Origin of the sequence: Arthrobacter sp. GMC3 (genome assembly GCF_002929305.1) — a bacterium.
Lineage (GTDB): Bacteria > Actinomycetota > Actinomycetes > Actinomycetales > Micrococcaceae > Specibacter.
The window spans coordinates 274,969-291,781 of record NZ_PJIO01000003.1; the positions used below are offsets into that span (position 1 = coordinate 274,969).

Consider the following 16,813-nt stretch of genomic DNA (forward strand, 5'->3'; position numbering starts at 1 on the left):
CACTTTTGGCCGATCAGCGCTCCTCGGCGCAGCTGCGCTAAACTTGGGAGTTGGCGTTTTGCCGTGCTCTTGAAGTTCTTTCGCCCCGCCCACGCCACCAAAGAATTTAACACCCCTAGAAAGTAGTCTCGTGTCCTCTCCGGCCCAGTCCCCCGCCCGCGTCACTGAAATCACAGGACAGGCCACCCGGCGTCGCACTTTTGCCGTCATCTCCCACCCTGATGCGGGAAAGTCGACGCTGACGGAGGCCTTGGCCTTGCACGCGAAGGTGATTGGCACGGCCGGTGCCACGAATGGCAAGTCCAATCGCAAGGACACGGTCTCCGACTGGCAGCAGATGGAGAAGGACCGCGGCATCTCGATCAGCTCGGCCGCATTGCAGTTCTCCTACCGGGACACCGTCATCAACTTGCTGGACACTCCCGGTCACGCCGACTTCTCCGAGGACACCTACCGCGTGCTGGCCGCCGTGGACTGCGCCGTGATGCTGGTTGACGCCGGTAAGGGCCTGGAAACCCAGACCATGAAACTTTTTGAGGTGTGCCGCCAGCGCAACCTTCCCATCATCACCGTCATCAACAAGTGGGACCGCCCCGGCCTAGACCCGCTGGAACTCATGGACGAGATCACCGAACGCACCGGGTTGACGCCCATGCCGCTGACCTGGGCCATCGGTATTGCCGGTGACTTCCGTGGTGTCTGGGATATTCAGCGCAACGAGTTCGCCAAGTTTGCCCGCAACAGCTCTGGCGCACACATCGCCTTGACCGAATACCTCACCCCGGAGCAAGCCGCCGAGTCCGAAGGCGTCGCCTGGGACGACTCCATCGACGAGGCCAGTCTTGTGGTTGACCAGGATGCCCCCTTGGATCTGGAGGCGTTCTACGCTGGCAAGGCCACTCCGCTGCTGTTCTCCTCGGCCGCGCTGAACTTTGGTGTCAAGCAAATCCTTGACACCTTGGTGGACTTCGCCCCGCCGGCAGCCGCACGCCCCGATGTCACCGGCACCCCTCGCCCCATCGAGGCCCCGTTCTCCGGTTTCGTGTTCAAGGTCCAGGCCGGCATGAACCAGGCCCACCGCGACCATGTGGCATTCATCCGCGTGTGCTCGGGCATGTTCGAGCGCGGCATGGTTGTCACGCAGGGACGCACCGGCAAGTCATTCGCCACCAAGTACGCTCAGCAGGTGTTCGGCCGTGAGCGCGAGGTCATTGATACCGCGTTCCCCGGCGACGTCGTCGGACTTGTCAATGCCTCGGCCCTGCGCGTCGGTGACAGCCTGTTCGTGGAGGAGCCGGTGGAATTCCCGGCCATCCCACTGTTCGCCCCCGAACACTTCCAGGTGGCCCGCTCCAAGGACCCCAGCAAGTACAAGCAGTTCCGGCGCGGGATCGAACAGCTGGAGCACGAAGGTGTCATCCAGGTGTTGCGGTCCGATCTCCGAGGTGACCAGGCGCCCGTGCTGGCGGCCGTTGGTCCCATGCAGTTTGAGGTGGTCGAGGACCGCATGCACCACGATTTCAATGCCCCCATGCGTTTGGAGCGTCTGCCCTACAGCCTCGCCAGGCTGACGACGCCGGAGGCTGCGGCCACGCTGGCCAATGTCCATGGTGCTGAGGTGCTTGAGCGCAGCGACGGCGAGTTCCTTGCCCTGTTCAACGACATTTGGGCCATGCGCCGGGTTGAAAAGAACCACCCCGATCTCACGCTGACAGAAATCGGCACCAAGATGGCCTAGTTCAGGGCCCATACCCCGACGGCAGGCTTGTGGTGCCGGGGCACTGCCCCAACACGCGCTGCATGGCGGCCTTTTCCGCCGGGGTGACCCACAGCCTGTAGGCTGCCTTGACCGATATCTGCCGGGCCACGTACTGGCAGCGAAAGACCTTGTTGGGTGGCAGCCACGTGGCTGCATCGCCATCCGACTTTTCCTGGTTGGCGGGCCCATCCACGGCCAGCAGGTTCAAGGGATCATTAGCCAGGCTTTGGCGCTGCACCGGCGTCAGCGCCTGTGCACCGCTCTGCCAGGCGTTCCCGAGCGCCACCACGTGGTCGATCTGCACGGCGGCACTCGTTTCCGCGCCACGCCGGAAATCGATGGCCCGGCCCGTGTACGGATCCTGCAAGGTGCCGGTGGCCACAAGACACAGGGAGCCTGTCGCATAGGTGGTCTGGGTCAGGTCACGGCGCAAGATGTCATTGCGGGTGTCGCAGGCGTTGGAGTCGGCATCGAGCCAAGCTTCACCGAAGGCGCTTCGCTCATACTTGTTTCTGGGTGCCTTGCCTTTGACGGGTATTGTCTCCAGCACAGCAAGCGCCGTTGCCGGGCCAACATGGACTACGGGTTTCCCCAGCCCCGGAGCCGGTGTGCTGATGGCTGGCGGTGGGCCAGCTTCCGGCTCAAACGGCCAGCGGCCGCTGGCGTGCAGCCACCCGGCCATCATGATGGACAGCAACAAGGCCAGCACCGCCGCCGAGGCAAGCAGGCCCCGCCCGGGGTGTCGCGTCCGGCCGGGCGGGGCGCGCATCAGTGCGCGGCGGGGACGGGAGCGCCCAGTGGAAGGTTGGCCATGGCTGCAAGTCTAGGCACAGCAGGAACGTCGCGCAGATGGTTATGCACAGGTAGTGTGCCGCCAGGCTACTTGCCCAGGGCCTTGTACATGACGTGCAGGCCAACGCGTCCGTGAACGGGGTGTTCAAACGCAGCCGGGATAGTGGTCAGAATCTCAAAGCCCAGTGACTGCCACAGTCTCACGGCTCCCTTGTTGGACTCGACCACCGCGTTGAAGACCATTGCCTGGTAGCCCTCGGCCGCGGCAGCATCCAGCACATGGTAGGCCAGCAGCCGTCCGTATCCCTTGCCTTCATGGTTGGGGTGCACCATGAAAGAAGCGTTAGCCACATGAGACCCTGCACCAGGATGATTGGGGTGCAACTGCGCGGTCGCCACAATCATGGGTGCCGAGGTCCCACCGGTTTCCTCCGTGACAACATAGCTGCGGCTGTTGCGGGACTGGGTGCCGGCGTCGTGTGTGGGGGTTTCATCGGGAAGCCACTCCGAGCGCATAGCTGCCTCGGTGGTGTCGGTGGCAAAGGTGTAGGTCTCGCCGGCACGGATGGTGGGCTCCATGACGGCCCAGATTCCTGGCCAATCGGCGGCGGTTGCCTCGCGTATCAACATGTTGGCAAGTGTACGCACATTGTCGGCGGCTATTTGTCCACTGCCTTGCGCCGCACCCACCCAATGGCGACCGTGGCCACGACCAGAACGATGGCGATGAATCCCAGCCAAAGCAGTCCCTTGAACATGAATCCTACAACGCCCAAGATGAGCCAAATGGCCACCAAAACCAGCACTAAAGTAAGCATGTTTTGAGACTACGCCCGCCTCAAGCTGCTGGCTAGATCACGTCCCTGCCGTTAGGTTTCGCAGCAAACAAAAGGCCATTCGGGCGCGAATTCACGCGTCGAATGGCCTGTTGTTTTGGATAGGGCAGCCGTTACGCCGGGTTTTGTCATCCGCCGCAGTTACCCGCGGCGGAGAGGCAACCATCCATCTACGAACGCCGTTGCCGACGCCCTCTAGCAGCCTACCCAGACACTCGGGCGAACAGCCCTCAATCATGCCCTGTCTGGCCTTGCTCCGGGTGGGGTTTACCTAGCTTCCCTAGTCACCTAGGGAACTGGTGGTCTCTTACACCACCGTTTCACCCTTACCTGCTCCGGTACGAAACCGTGCTGGCGGTCTATTCTCTGTGGCACTGTCCTGCGGGTTACCCCGAGTGGGCGTTACCCACCACCCTGTCCTGCGGAGCCCGGACGTTCCTCGAGCCACTTGCGTGACGCGCGGTTGCCTAGCTGCCCTATCCAACTAGTAATAGTAGTCGATTCACCGACCTGCGTTCTACGGACACACACCGGGGCACAAATGCAAAAGGCAGGTTCGGCGTCGAACTTTGGTGTCCGACGCCGGACCCGCCTTGGGCGCGAGAGCTAGATGAGCGCTGCGGCTGGCACGGCAGCGGTGTCAAGAGCGGGGAAGGCGCGGGGATGGACCCCAGCCATTTCCTCCATGACCCGAACCACCTGGCAGCTGTAGCCGAATTCGTTGTCGTACCAGACGTACAGCACCAGGTGCTTGTCGTTGCTGATGGTGGCAAGTCCGTCCACAATGCCGGCGCGGCGGGAGCCCACAAAGTCGCTGGAGACCACTTCGGGGGAATCGATGAAGTCGATCTGCTTGCGCAGGCCCGAGTTCAGCGACATGTCGCGAAGGTAGGTGTTGACCTCTTCCTTCGTGGTGCCGTTTTCCAGGGTCAGGTTCAGAATCGCCATGGACACGTTCGGGGTGGGGACGCGGATGGAGTTGCCGGACAGCTTGCCCTCGAGCTCGGGCAGGGCCTTGGCCACGGCCTTCGCGGCGCCGGTTTCGGTCAGCACCATGTTCAGAGCGGCCGAGCGCCCGCGGCGGTCACCCTTGTGGAAGTTGTCCGTCAGATTTTGATCGTTAGTGAAAGAGTGGACGGTCTCCACATGACCGTGCACGATGCCGTACTTGTCATTGAGGACCTTCAGCACGGGCGTGATGGCATTGGTGGTGCATGAGGCTGCCGTGACGATCTTGTCCGCCTCGGAGATGGTGGCGTGGTTGATGCCGTGGACAATGTTCTTCAGCGTGCCCTTGCCCGGGGCGGTCAGCAGCACCCGGGACACACCCTTGCTGGCCAGGTGTTGCGAGAGGCCTTCCTCGTCGCGCCAGCGGCCCGTGTTATCCACCACCAGGGCGTCGCTGATTCCGAAGGACGTGTAGTCAATGGTCGACGGGCTATCCGAGTAGATGACCTGAATGGCCGTGCCGTTGGCCAAGATCACGTTGTTCTCATGATCGACGGTGATGGTGCCGTCAAACGGGCCGTGGACGGAGTCGCGGCGGAGCAGGCTGGCCCGCTTGGTCAGATCCGCGTCGCCACCCTTGCGCACCACAATGGCTCGCAGGCGCAGGCCATGCCCGCCACCGGAGTGTTCGATGAGGATGCGGGCCAGCAGGCGGCCAATACGCCCGAACCCATACAGGACCACATCGGTGCTGGTGCGCTCGTCGGCACCAAAGCGATCGACGACGTCGGCCAGTTCAGTGCGCAGGTAACTCTCAAGGTCGTCCTCTGCCGAGGCCTTGAAGCCAGCGTTCAGGCGGGCCAAATCCAGCGAAGCGGCGCCCAGCTGCAGAGTGACAAGGGCTTTCAGAAGCGGAAGAGTCTCCTCCACAGGAAGTTCTACGTCGTCAATTTGCCGGGCAAAGCGGTGCGCTTTGAGGAGGCTGATAACAGACTGGTTAATCAGCGAACGTCCGTGGATGCTGGTGATCACGTTGTTTTCGCGGTAGAGGCGGCCGATGAGCGGAATCATTGTTTCCGCCATGGTTTCGCGTTGGATCCATGTGTCCAGCGCGAGGTCACTGTTCAGTGTCACGTCAAGTACCTTTTCTAGCCCAAAACACCCTTGGTTGAGGCCGAACCCATTTTAGGCAGCGTGCGTGGTTACCAGCGAGTTCAGTGACCCCTTTCACTAGACCGGTCTACATCCATCCCGCCCACGCGTCCTCGAATGGGGAGTAGTTGTTGATGTGGCGGCACGGGATCAACAACTACTCCCCGCTCGATGTTCGGGGGCGTGGATTTCCGGTGGCGCGGCACCCGATAAGCTCTCATGGTGCTCATTTTGCTGCCCCCTTCCGAAGGTAAGACCCCAGCCGACGCCGGCGCTCCCGTCGACTTGGCCAAGCTTCAGTTCCCTGAACTAAGCCAGGCTCGGCAAGAGGTTCTCGAGGCGCTGGCCGCCGTATCTGCGCAGAAGAACGCCCTCTCACATCTCGGTGTTGGGGCCTCACTGGCCCATGAAGTGGTGCGCAATACCCGGCTGGACCTGGAACCGGCAGCGCCTGCCCACAGCATTTACAGCGGAGTCCTCTACGACGCACTGGGCTACGGCACCATGACACCGACACAAAAACGCAAGGCGGACGACGCCGTCGTGGTGGTCTCGGGACTTTGGGGTGCCGTAGGTTTTGCCGACAGTATTCCGGCGTACAGGCTGTCCATGTCGGTGGGGCTGCCGGGTGTGGGCAAGCTGGCCAGCTACTGGAAACCAAAACTTGGCAGCGCACTGTCGTCCCATGTACAAGGGCACCTTCTGGTGGACTGCCGTTCAAGCACCTATCTTGCGGCGTGGGCGCCGGATCCGGCGAGAACAGTGGCGGTTAACGTGTTCACGGAGCGAGACGGCACCCGCAAAGTGGTCTCCCACTTCGCCAAACACACGCGCGGGGAACTGGCCCGCCATCTTCTCACCCGCCGCGGCAAAGCGCCGGAAACCCCAGCACAGTTAGCCAAGGCTGCCGAGGAGAAGTGGGCCGTGGAACTGGTCGCCGGATCAGCGCGCAAGGCCCACACACTGAACATCATCCTGGCGGGCTGACCGTCCGCGAGCCAATTCACCGCTGCTCGGCGACCAACTCGACCTCAAAACCGTCGGCATTTTCCAGGTACGCAGCATAGTGTCCCGTACCGCCGGCATGGGGGTGCTCGTCCGCGAACATCAGCGTCCAGCCGTGATTCATTGCCTCGTCAGTCAAGGCATCGACGTTCGACGGCGGCCCGGCAACCAGCGCGCGAGGTGGTTCAGGCCGGCGGCTGACGGTGCGAGCCTGTGCCTGTATTTTTTGTAGGCAACGTAAAGGAGACACTAAGGCCGCCCGCGGCCGTGTGTCGGATAGTTGCCGGAAAAATGCTAGCACAGGCTCCATGCGGACGAAGTCCGAGCCTCAAAACACGAGGTGGCGCAGCCTGCCGGCGGGCGCTAGGACCACTCGGGTGAACGAACCAGGATGGCGCCGGAGTCGGGGCAGAACACCACGTCGTCCTCAGCGGCTTTCAGCAGGACCGCAAGGTCGCCGGGGCTCAATTGCATTCCGGAGCCTTCGGAGGTTCCGTGGAAGAGCCGGGCAGCACCCACACCGTACTTGGTCAGCGCACGGTCGTAGCTCCCCAGCAGGGCGGGGTCAAAGGTGGCGGCCAGTTCGGCACGTTCTGCCGCCGTGGCGTCGCGCTCCATGCGCAGGGCCCCCAGCTGCCCGCGAATTTCCGCTACAACCTCATCGAGGACCGACTGCATCTGGCCCACCAGCGCCTGCTGCGCTTCTTGCCGAGAGGTGGCGGCTTCTGAACTTTCCATCAGCTCCAGCTCGACATCTTCCAGTTCGCCACGGCGCTTGGTCAAAGATTCGATGTCACTTTGCAGTGCCATCAGGTCCTTGGACAGCCCCGTCCCGCTGTTGAGCTTGGCTTCGTCTTTGGCAATTCGCGTGGCAACCTGAGCCACGTCGTCCTCGGCCTTGGTGAGCTTGCGGGCGGCGTCGCCAACCTCGGTATCCAGCACTACCAAGTCACTTTTGGCGACGGTAACACCTGAGTGCAGGTCCGGAAGCCTCGGATCCTCCTTGAGGCCCTTCGCCTGGACGTCCAAGGCACGTAGCTTGCTATCGAGGATCTGGAGGTCCAGGAGTCGCATTTGTTCGCTCGGTGCTGCCTTAGCCATGTGGTTTCTCCTGCTGGAAGTCGGTGGTTAACATATCTCGCTTACGCCAGCCTAGTTGCCGGGCGTCAAAATGAAGTCCCAAGGATCGGTATTGGTCTGGCTGACAGCCAATTCTGCGACAAAACCTTGATCGGCCAAGACGTTGCTCAATGCCTGGGCAGCCGCCGGCAGCCACAGCCATTCACTGGCGAAGTGGGATAAATCAATCAGGTAGGGCCTGCCGTCGAGGCTCGCTTCCCTGGCTTCCGACGCCGGGTGATGTCGCAGATCCGCCGTGACATAGACGTCGGCGTCGCTGGCCCGAACGGCGTCGAACAAGGAGTCCCCTGCGCCACCGCAAACGGCCACCTTGTGAACCAGTGCGTCGCGGTCACCCGCCACCCTCACTCCCCCGGCAACGGCGGGCAACGTCAGGAAAATCCGGGCAGCTAGATCGCCCAATGTGAGGGCACCTTCCAGCAGTCCGACCCGGCCAATACCTTCCTCAACCAATCCGTGCGTCGCAGGCATGAGCGGCATGACATCCTGAAGGCCCAAGGCGTCCGCCAGTACATCGGAGACCCCGCCCACGGCGCTGTCACCGTTGGTATGCACTGTCAGCAAGGCGCAGCCGCCCTCGATCAAGCGGTGCACGGCCTGACCTTTTCCGTTGGTCGCGGCGACGGAATTTACGCCCTTCAGCAGCAAGGGGTGATGGGTGATCAGTAGCTTCGCACCCCACTCAAGGGCCTCGTCAATGACGGCGAGGGTGGGGTCAACGGCGAACATGATTCTGTCAACGTCGGCATCCGGTCGCCCCACCACCAGCCCTACCCTGTCCCAATCCTCCGCGAGCGAGTCCGGCCACAGTTCCTCCACGGCGAGGAGCACCTCAGAAAGTACCGGCGTATTCAGGTCCTCCGGCTGCTCCTCATCTGCAGGCTCTGCCAGGCTCAATGACGCCGACGACGCCGCTGCAAGGGACTCGTCGTCCTCCCCCGGGGCGTCGTCCTGGTCACCGAGCCCCGGCTCCTCTCCGGACACAAGGAATTCCTCGCCCGGCAGTGCTGCATCCGGCACCGTTGGTGCCTCCCCAGCACCGGGGAGGTCGGCACCTGCTGGGTGACCGCCGTCGTGCAGGGAATTCATGGGTTCCTGGCTCATATTTCTAGCTTAGCCGCCGAGGGGTCCGGGAGTGCGCGGGAATCAACCAGCCTGTCAATGACTTAGATATTAATATGAAAACTTTTGTCTTGGGTGGCGGTTGCTTCTGGTGTTTGGATGCTGTGTATCAGATGACGAAGGGTGTGCATTCGGTGGTGTCCGGGTATACGGGCGGTGCCGTGGCAAACCCCAGCTACGATCAGATTTGCTCGGGTACCACCGGACATGCGGAAGTGGTCTCGGTGACCTTCGATGAAACCGTGATTCCGGCGGACGTCATCTTGGATATGTTCTTTGTCCAACACGACCCCACCACGCTGAACAGGCAAGGCTACGACACAGGGACCCAGTACAGGTCCTCAATGTTCTACACCACTGCCGAGGAGGAAAAGGCGTTCAGGGCTGCCATTGACCGCAACCAACCGTTGTGGCGCGACCCCATTGTGACCGAGGTGGCCCCCTTAGGTGTGCTGTATGAGGCCGAGTACTACCACCAGGACTTTTACGCACAGCGGCCCGAGGTTGGTTATTGCCAGGTCATTATCAACCCAAAGATTGCCAAAGTGCGAAAACATTACGCACAGTGGCTTACTGCGTAGAACCGCTGCAGCAAGCTGGTTACGCTGGCGCATAAGTACATCGTTGAGGCAGGCCACTCAGGGACCTCACCCACTTATCTTGAGAGCAGGATTATCCATGGGACGCATTTATGACAACGTCACGCAGCTGGTAGGTGGCACCCCGCTTGTGCGCCTTAACCGGTTGACCGAAGGCCTGAACGCCACTGTTGCAGTGAAGCTCGAGTTCTACAACCCGGCCAACAGCGTCAAGGACCGCATCGGCGTTGCGATCATCGACGCCGCCGAAAAGTCCGGAGAACTCAAGCCCGGCGGCACCATCGTGGAGGGCACCTCCGGCAATACCGGTATTGCGCTGGCCATGGTGGGCGCGGCCCGCGGTTACAAGGTCATCTTGACCATGCCGGAAACCATGTCCACCGAACGTCGCGTCATGTTGCGCGCCTATGGGGCTGAAATTGTGCTGACACCCGGCTCCGAAGGGATGCGCGGCGCCGTGGAGAAGGCCAAGGAAATTGTGGCCACCACGGAAAATGCTATTTGGGCTCAGCAATTCGCTAACCCTGCCAACTCGGCCATCCACTTCGCCACCACCGGCGAGGAAATCTGGGAAGACACCAACGGGGACGTCGACATCTTCGTCGCTGGCGTGGGAACCGGTGGCACCATCACAGGTGCTGGCCAACTGTTGAAGAGCCGCAAGCCGGGCATAAAGATTGTTGCGGTGGAGCCGATCGACTCCCCCATCCTCAACGGCGGCGCACCCGGCCCCCACAAGATCCAGGGCTTGGGGGCCAACTTCATCCCGGAGGTCCTTGACCAGGGCATTTATGACGAAGTTCTGGATGCAACATTGGAGGATTCGGTGGCAGTCGCCCGTGCCCTGGGCAACCAGGAAGGCATCCTTGGCGGCATTTCTGCCGGTGCCGCCGTGTGGGCCGCCCTGGAACTGGCCAAGCGTGAAGAGAACGCCGGTAAGCTGATCGTGGCCGTGGTCCCGGACTTCGGCGAACGCTACATTTCAACGGTACTCTACGACGATATTCGTGGCTGAACCCAACCGTCTTGGTTACAACTCTTGAAAGAAGATAGTGGGATTTTTCGCTAGGTTGCACGAAGACCTCGAAGCCGCCCGGTCACACGACCCGGCGGCTCGTGGTTCTGTGGAGAACTTTTTTGTTTACTCGGGCCTGCACGCCATCTGGGTGCAGCGTCTGACCCACAAGATGTGGGCGAACCCGAGCTTGCGGTTCCCTGCCCGGGTGCTGTCCCAGTTGACCCGTTTTGCTACGGGCATTGAGATCCACCCGGGTGCCACTATTGGCAAGCGCTTCTTCATCGACCACGGCATGGGCGTGGTCATCGGTGAAACCGCCGAGATTGGTGATGACGTCATGATCTACCACGGCGTCACCCTGGGTGGACGCTCGCTGGCCAAGACCAAGCGACACCCCACCATCGGCAACCGGGTCACCATCGGAGCGGGAGCGAAGGTCCTGGGCCCCATCTACATTGGTGATGATTCCGCGGTGGGAGCCAACGCCGTGGTGGTCAAGGACGCCCCTGCCAACTCGATCCTCACCGGCATCCCTGCCAAGGTCCGGCACAGGGACGCGAGCAAGGAAATGGCTCCGGCGGTAGATCCTGCGGAGTACATCGACCCGGCCATGTGGATCTAAGAAAACCTCAAGGACGACGACGTCTGCCGGCTCCCCTCGCAGTCCACCACATCAGGCAGGCGCGGCCGCTTCCGGGCACGCTCCTCGCCTCCCGTTGGTACCACACGGCACCGAAGCCCGAAGGAGTAGCGGATTGGATTCCGCCCAGTTCATTTCACATCTCGAAATACGCCCTCACGATCCCCTGTAGCGCGGTCTCGTAAGCCTGCGTCCAGGTGCCGCCCGGCAAAGGGGCATTGGCCAGTTCGAGGCCGACAAGGCCATGGACCTGGCCCCAAACCGCCCCGGCCACGGCTGAGGGCGGTTCCGTGGAACTGATGGCGGCCAGTCCGCCAGAGACGGCAGTCAGCAGCGGCGTGATGGCATCGCTGGCCACCTCGGGGGTCGGCGGACAGTCGATGTAAGTACCCAGGGATCCGGTGAACATCAACGAATACAGGGACGGGTGCTCCAGCGCCCATCGACGGTACGCTCGGCCCAGCGCCAGAAGCCCGTCAGGCGCGGCTTCGGACTGAGACGCTGCGAACGAAACGAATCCATCGTCGACGACGGCCGTCAGAAGTTCTTGCTTGCCGCCGAATAAAGAGTAGATTGCGGTCGTCGATGTGCCGGCCGCCGCGGCAATATCGCGCAGGCTGACGGCTGCTACACCACGTGCAGCAACTAGTGCAGCCGCCTCCTCCAGTAGCTGGGCGCGCACATCATCGTTATGGAGAATAGGTCTTGCCATGCCTATTATCTTGTCATAACATCGTTTCATAACATCGTTATGAAAGCGTTTCGATAAGGAGAATCGCATGGCACAGAAAGTTCTTCCGGGACGTTTTACAGCATCTCCGGAAACTGAGACGATCACAGTATTCCTCATCGGGATGCGCGCCAATCGATGGTGGAAGATTGCCCCCACCTACCGGACGGCCTCAGCCATGCCGCGGATGCTCAATCACCTCATTGGCCATCCAGAGTCCGGACTACTGGGCTTCCACAACTGGTTTGGGCGCACCACGCTGCTGTTGACCTATTGGGAAAGCCCTGAGCACCTGCAACGATTTGCTGCCGACAAGGATGCCCCACACCTGGAGCCCTGGCGCCGCTTCATGAAGCAATCTGCAGGTTCGGGCGACGTCGGCATATGGCACGAGACTTATCAAGTTAACGTAAAGGACCAGGAAACCGTCTACACCGACATGCCACCCTTCGGTCTAGGCGCGGCAACACACCAAAATCCCATCGGCCGTGGGACGGGTACCGCCCGCCAACGCTTGGGGCGCTAAGGCCAATGTGCACGTGAAACGGGTACGACCCGTCTCCACCCGTGGAATGAGGACGTCGGAACAAAGTTCCACCCCTACTCCGGTCCGCTGATGCTGGAGTTTCAATAGCGTTGCTGCATGAGCACATCACCGCTGGCCAAAAACGTCCTCCGTTCAGTTGTCGCCATCACCGCCATCACGACCATCGGCCTGGGAGCGAGTGCATGTGATACTGGGAAACCTTTGGCCGGTACTTTCGACAAGACGGAGGATTTCAGCTGGAAAAACCCCATGGATGCCAAAAATGATGTTCCAGACTGGATTCCGGCAACCGCCGTCGACATCAAGGAACGTGCCCGCACAGCGGGAACCGAACGCATCCTCTCCTTTGCAGGATTCACGTCAGACTTGCCGTCAAGCTGTTCACGCCTACCCATCGGCGCAAAGCTCACTCCACAGCCAGAAGATGAACAGCACAAGGCCGCGGATTTCAGGATTTCAGCAACCTTGGAAAGCGAATGGTGGCCTGCTGGGCAGGAAGGTAAGACTAGCTTCATGTGCGGTCACTGGTGGGTTTCTTCCGGTGAAGGTAAGGTCTACGCCTTTACCCCGGAACTGAAGGCCATCGCCAAGCGCATCACCAGCCCTTAAACAGATGTGGCGTGGTTGCTACCCGAAACATGTTCGTTCCGCGTAGCAACCACGCCACATCTGTTAGTCCCACGTTCAGCGGGTGGACCCACGCGCCCTAGGGTCCCCAACTGAAGACCCGCCAGCATCAGTCCGCGTGGCGGGCCCACGCGCCCGAGGGGCCCCAACTGAAGACGCGCTAGCGGCTTTAGTTGGGGAGGGCGTGGGGACTAGTGAGTGTCTACAGCCTCAACCTCAGTCTTGTCGCCGCTCCACTGGGTGTGGAAGGTGCCCTCAACGTCTACACGGTTGTACGTGTGGGCGCCGAAGAGGTCGCGCAGGCCCTGGGTCAGGGCTGCGGGCAGACGCTTGCGGCGCAGACCGTCGTAGTAGGCCAGCGAAGAGGAGAACACCGGTACCGGGATGCCCAACTGGACGGCGGTGGAAACCACGCGGCGCCAGGCCGGGAGGACCTCGGCGATTTCCGCGGCGAACGCCGGGGCGAACAGCAGGTTGGCCGGCTTGTCAGCGGCGGAGTAGGCCTTGGTGATGTCCTTGAGCAGCTCAGCGCGGATGATGCAGCCGCCGCGCCACAGGGACGCGATCTCGTCCAGCTTCAGGTCCCAGTTGTATTCCTTGGCCGCGGAGGTCAACATGTCGATGCCCTGCGCGTAGCTGATGAGCTTGGACGCGTAAAGTGCCTGGCGGACGTCCTCGACAAAGTCGGCGCCCAAGTCAACGGCAACCTCGTGGCCGGCCAGGACGTCCTGGGCGATGGCACGCTGGTCGCGCTGGCTGGAGAGGCCGCGGGCGAACACGGACTCGGCGATCGCGGAGATGGGCGAGCCCAGGTCAAGGCCTGACTGGACCGTCCAACGACCCGTGCCCTTTTGGCCGGCGGAGTCCACAATCACGTCGACCAGCGGCTTGCCGGTCTTGGCATCAACGTGGCCCAGGACCTCGGCCGTGATCTCGATCAGGAAGGAGGCCAGCTGACCTTCGTTCCACTTGGCGAAGATCTCCGACTGCGCGGCTGGTTCGATGCCGGCGGCGCTCCGGAGGAGGTCGTACGCCTCGCCGATGACCTGCATGTCGGCGTATTCGATGCCGTTGTGAACCATCTTGACGAAGTGGCCGGCGCCGTCGGTTCCGATCCAGGCACAGCAGGGCTGGCCGTCAACCTTGGCGGAAATCTTTTCCAGCAGAGGGCCCAGGGCGTCGTAGGATTCCTTGGAACCGCCGGGCATGATGGACGGACCGAGCAGTGCTCCCTCTTCACCACCGGAGACGCCAACGCCCACAAAGTGGAGGTCTTTCTTGGCCAGGTCCGCTTCGCGGCGGCGGGTGTCCTGGAAGTTCGAGTTGCCGCCATCAATGATGATGTCGCCCGCTTCCATGAGCGGGACTAGCTGGTCAATCACGGAGTCAACCGGGCCGCCAGCCTTGACCATAATCAGGACGCGGCGGGGCTTCTCCAAAGATTCAACGAGTTCAGCCAACGTCTCCGTGCGGACAAACTCGCCCTCGGAACCATGGGCAGAAAGGAGAGCGTCCGTCTTCTCAACGGAACGGTTGTGCAGGGCCACGGTGTATCCGTTGCGGGCCAGGTTGCGGGCTAGGTTGGCGCCCATAACGGCCAGGCCTGTTACGCCGATCTGTGCAGAGCCAATTTGTGCAGACATACTACCTCCAGAGTGAAATGAACAGTTTCGTATAGCTTATCGGTGATGGCTCCTGTTCCCCAGTCGATTCCATGATTTGGATACCCACCATGCATCAAATGCCACAAATGATGGCAACCGGATGCCAAATCGTCATTTCACAGGGCCAAATCGAGCGGATCTTTACCCTAGTCAGTCGCGGTACGGGCCGCCCTACATGCAGCAGATTCATCATTCGACGTGAATCTAGCCGTCATTGCGGGGCCATTGACCTGTTATCCGCTGGTCATCGCGCCAATAATCTCGTCAATTTCACCGTTGCAACGAAAGGATCCCATCTGCTCCAGTTAGACAGTGGATACTCATCATGTGGCAACCGATTGCCTACTGGATTGAAGAAGCCTGCCGGACCGCAGCCAAGTATCACCGGAACCGAAACCCCTCGTCCGCGGACATCAACCCCGCTCTCCAATCCTCGAAGTGAACCCCGAGAGCAGAAGGCACTTGTGTCATTGCCCAGCTGTTCTGCATCACATCCACACATCAGTAGGATGAACGCCATGCCCTCCAATAGTCTCACCGTCGCCATTGCCGTTCCGCTCGACCTCGAACATGTCCACGCCATCAGGGCGGCCAACCCACAGGTCACTGTCCTGTATGAGCCGGAACTTTTGCCCCCAGAGCGGTTCCCCGCCGACCACTCAGGCGATCCTGCGTTCCAGCGCTCCGCCGAGCAGGAAGCCCGATACTGGGAAATGCTACGAAAAGCAGATATCCTCTACGGTTTCCCCAACGAGAACTCGGCCGGGCTGTCCGCCATCGCATCAAGTGAGAAACTGCAATGGATCCAGGCCATGGCCGCGGGAGCGGGTGGAGCAGTCAAGGCGGCCAATCTTGGCGCCGACGAACTCTCACGCATTACGGTTACAAGCTCTGCTGGCGTCCATGCCCTGCCCCTGGCCGAGTTTGCCGTCATGGGCGTCCTGAACGGTTTCAAGCGCACGGCCGAGATGGCCGCCGACCAGGACGCCAAGCACTGGCCCGGGCTCCGCACACCCACTCGTCTGGCCCGCGGCTCCCACGTGGTCATTACAGGGCTTGGCGAGATCGGCCTAGAAACCGCCCGCCTCGCCCGCGCTCTGGGCATGACTGTCAGTGGCACCAAACGCAAGGTCGGTGCCATCCATGGCATCGAGTCAGTCACCGACACCGCGGGCCTTCCAGGCCTTCTGTCTAACGCTGACGCACTCATCAACACCTTGCCGGCCACCCCGTACACGGAGAAGTTGATCAACGCTGAGACTTTCGCGGCTATGAAGCCGGGAACCGTCTTTGTCAACGTGGGCCGCGGCACCGTGGTGGACGAGGTCGCCTTGCTGGGGGCTCTGGAGAATGGCCAGCTGTCTTTCGCTTGCCTGGATGTCTTCGCCGTGGAACCCCTGCCGGCAACGAGCCCGCTCTGGGAGCATCCCCGGGTCATGGTGTCCCCGCACACCTCGGCCTTGAGCGCCGCCGAAAACCGCCTTATCGCTGAGCGATTCATTGAGAACCTGAGGCGATTCCAGGCAAAGGATCCACTACTTCACGTCGTGGATCCCGTCCACTTTTACTGAGTACCTCCTTGGGTTTCCCCGCGTTTTGCTCGGCTGCAGCTGCTCGCGCACCTTGGGCTGGCGTTGCTCATCCGAGCCACGCATCGGGACAGCCACACCCAGGCTGACCACCCTCACCGTGGATTCCTAATCCTCCACGGCTGAAGCGCTGAGCCTGAATCTGAGCAGTTTCGGCTTTGATTTTTTGACCAGCTTTGGGGGACTTGGGCGTCATAACAGGCCGCACTCTTTCCTCTGGAAACAACTGTTCAAGGTCATGATCATGAAGGCTGGAATTCAGGGTCTTCCCTACCTCGCAGAGCGAGACGGGCATCCTGTCGCCAATGGTGGAAGTCAACCGGTCGGCGGGGTGCTCTTGGTAGCGCGTTAGGTAGAGGACATCATGCCGGCCGTTCGAATACCTTGCCCCCAACTCCACCAGCTTCACACCGAGTGCACAGATGGAGCCCAACCTTTCGCGCACCGCGTCCCGTTTTGCGATCACCGGCATAATCCGTGTATATTTGACGACAGACCTTCCGCTGTGACGTCCCCCAATAGTCACAGCGGAGGGTCCTCCACGTTAAGGCGGCCTTCGAAACGAGGCAAACTATCGCATCTTGAAATCTTGCGTGTCAGTTTGCATCTGAAGCCTTCAACGGATATATTTTTATTACTGGCTCC

The 16,813-nt window shown here is 61.3% G+C and carries 18 protein-coding genes and 1 other RNA gene; 8 read left to right on the forward strand and 11 right to left on the reverse strand.

The window, feature by feature from the left end:
* Positions 1–130 precede the first annotated feature (130 nt).
* Positions 131–1,738, forward strand: coding sequence for a peptide chain release factor 3 (locus CXQ94_RS07445; RefSeq protein WP_104087877.1), 1,608 nt, complete (start codon positions 131–133; stop codon positions 1,736–1,738).
* A 1-nt stretch (position 1,739) separates the two neighbouring features.
* Here CXQ94_RS07445 and CXQ94_RS07450 read toward each other — a convergent pair whose 3' ends face one another.
* The 5 genes from CXQ94_RS07450 to CXQ94_RS07465 form a co-directional block, all read right to left on the reverse strand.
* Positions 1,740–2,528 (reverse strand): HNH endonuclease family protein, encoded by a 789-nt coding sequence (locus tag CXQ94_RS07450; protein WP_104087880.1) that lies wholly within the window; start codon positions 2,526–2,528, stop codon positions 1,740–1,742.
* A gap of 110 nt (positions 2,529–2,638) precedes the next feature.
* Entirely contained in the window at positions 2,639–3,181 is a 543-nt protein-coding gene (locus CXQ94_RS07455; protein ID WP_104088499.1) for a GNAT family N-acetyltransferase, read from the reverse strand.
* Positions 3,182–3,210: 29 nt separating this feature from the next.
* Positions 3,211–3,369: a hypothetical protein gene (locus CXQ94_RS22515; protein ID WP_181034112.1), complete on the reverse strand. Its 159-nt coding sequence runs from the start codon at positions 3,367–3,369 to the stop codon at positions 3,211–3,213.
* A 116-nt stretch (positions 3,370–3,485) separates the two neighbouring features.
* Positions 3,486–3,866, reverse strand: an RNA gene (gene rnpB, locus CXQ94_RS07460) — RNase P RNA component class A.
* Positions 3,867–3,993: 127 nt separating this feature from the next.
* Positions 3,994–5,469, reverse strand: a complete 1,476-nt coding sequence (locus tag CXQ94_RS07465; protein ID WP_104087883.1) for a glyceraldehyde-3-phosphate dehydrogenase — start codon at positions 5,467–5,469, stop codon at positions 3,994–3,996.
* A 240-nt stretch (positions 5,470–5,709) separates the two neighbouring features.
* On the opposite strand from CXQ94_RS07465, the gene CXQ94_RS07470 reads away from it, so the two are divergent.
* Positions 5,710–6,474 carry a YaaA family protein gene (locus CXQ94_RS07470; protein ID WP_104088502.1) on the forward strand — a complete coding sequence of 255 codons (765 nt, stop codon included), beginning with the start codon at positions 5,710–5,712 and terminating at the stop codon, positions 6,472–6,474.
* A 16-nt stretch (positions 6,475–6,490) separates the two neighbouring features.
* Here CXQ94_RS07470 and CXQ94_RS22860 read toward each other — a convergent pair whose 3' ends face one another.
* The 3 genes from CXQ94_RS22860 to CXQ94_RS07485 all read right to left on the reverse strand — a co-directional run bounded on the left by CXQ94_RS22860 (position 6,491) and on the right by CXQ94_RS07485 (position 8,736).
* Positions 6,491–6,631 (reverse strand): hypothetical protein, encoded by a 141-nt coding sequence (locus CXQ94_RS22860; RefSeq protein WP_219817000.1) that lies wholly within the window; start codon positions 6,629–6,631, stop codon positions 6,491–6,493.
* A 224-nt stretch (positions 6,632–6,855) separates the two neighbouring features.
* Positions 6,856–7,593, reverse strand: a complete 738-nt coding sequence (locus tag CXQ94_RS07480; protein WP_104087886.1) for a zinc ribbon domain-containing protein — start codon at positions 7,591–7,593, stop codon at positions 6,856–6,858.
* Positions 7,594–7,644: 51 nt separating this feature from the next.
* Positions 7,645–8,736, reverse strand: a complete 1,092-nt coding sequence (locus CXQ94_RS07485) for a Nif3-like dinuclear metal center hexameric protein (RefSeq protein ID WP_258066840.1) — start codon at positions 8,734–8,736, stop codon at positions 7,645–7,647.
* Positions 8,737–8,810: 74 nt separating this feature from the next.
* Between CXQ94_RS07485 and msrA the strand changes: the two genes are divergently transcribed.
* The 3 genes from msrA (at position 8,811) to epsC (ending at position 10,993) form a co-directional block, all read left to right on the forward strand.
* On the forward strand, positions 8,811–9,335 hold the full coding sequence (gene msrA, locus CXQ94_RS07490; RefSeq protein ID WP_104087892.1) for a peptide-methionine (S)-S-oxide reductase MsrA: 525 nt from the start codon (positions 8,811–8,813) through the stop codon (positions 9,333–9,335).
* Between the two features lie 97 nt (positions 9,336–9,432).
* The gene (cysK, locus tag CXQ94_RS07495; protein WP_104087895.1) at positions 9,433–10,368 is read left to right on the forward strand and encodes a cysteine synthase A; all 936 of its coding nucleotides are present in this window, start codon (positions 9,433–9,435) and stop codon (positions 10,366–10,368) included.
* A gap of 37 nt (positions 10,369–10,405) precedes the next feature.
* Complete coding sequence (gene epsC, locus CXQ94_RS07500) at positions 10,406–10,993, forward strand: serine O-acetyltransferase EpsC (RefSeq protein ID WP_104087898.1); 588 nt, start codon at positions 10,406–10,408, stop codon at positions 10,991–10,993.
* Between the two features lie 154 nt (positions 10,994–11,147).
* Here the strand turns inward: epsC and CXQ94_RS07505 are convergent, their stop codons facing one another.
* Positions 11,148–11,723 (reverse strand): TetR-like C-terminal domain-containing protein, encoded by a 576-nt coding sequence (locus tag CXQ94_RS07505; protein ID WP_104087901.1) that lies wholly within the window; start codon positions 11,721–11,723, stop codon positions 11,148–11,150.
* A gap of 67 nt (positions 11,724–11,790) precedes the next feature.
* On the opposite strand from CXQ94_RS07505, the gene CXQ94_RS07510 reads away from it, so the two are divergent.
* Both CXQ94_RS07510 and CXQ94_RS07515 read left to right on the forward strand, forming a co-directional pair.
* Entirely contained in the window at positions 11,791–12,267 is a 477-nt protein-coding gene (locus CXQ94_RS07510; RefSeq protein ID WP_104087904.1) for a DUF4188 domain-containing protein, read from the forward strand.
* Between the two features lie 117 nt (positions 12,268–12,384).
* On the forward strand, positions 12,385–12,897 hold the full coding sequence (locus tag CXQ94_RS07515; protein WP_104087907.1) for a hypothetical protein: 513 nt from the start codon (positions 12,385–12,387) through the stop codon (positions 12,895–12,897).
* A 209-nt stretch (positions 12,898–13,106) separates the two neighbouring features.
* On the opposite strand, the gene gndA is transcribed toward CXQ94_RS07515, so the two are convergent.
* Positions 13,107–14,558 carry an NADP-dependent phosphogluconate dehydrogenase gene (gndA, locus tag CXQ94_RS07520; protein ID WP_104087910.1) on the reverse strand — a complete coding sequence of 484 codons (1,452 nt, stop codon included), beginning with the start codon at positions 14,556–14,558 and terminating at the stop codon, positions 13,107–13,109.
* A 539-nt stretch (positions 14,559–15,097) separates the two neighbouring features.
* Between gndA and CXQ94_RS07525 the strand changes: the two genes are divergently transcribed.
* The gene (locus tag CXQ94_RS07525) at positions 15,098–16,150 is read left to right on the forward strand and encodes a D-2-hydroxyacid dehydrogenase (RefSeq protein ID WP_104087913.1); all 1,053 of its coding nucleotides are present in this window, start codon (positions 15,098–15,100) and stop codon (positions 16,148–16,150) included.
* 67 nt (positions 16,151–16,217) lie between these two features.
* On the opposite strand, the gene CXQ94_RS22520 is transcribed toward CXQ94_RS07525, so the two are convergent.
* On the reverse strand, positions 16,218–16,640 hold the full coding sequence (locus CXQ94_RS22520) for a hypothetical protein (RefSeq protein ID WP_104087916.1): 423 nt from the start codon (positions 16,638–16,640) through the stop codon (positions 16,218–16,220).
* Between the last annotated feature and the right edge of the window lie 173 nt (positions 16,641–16,813).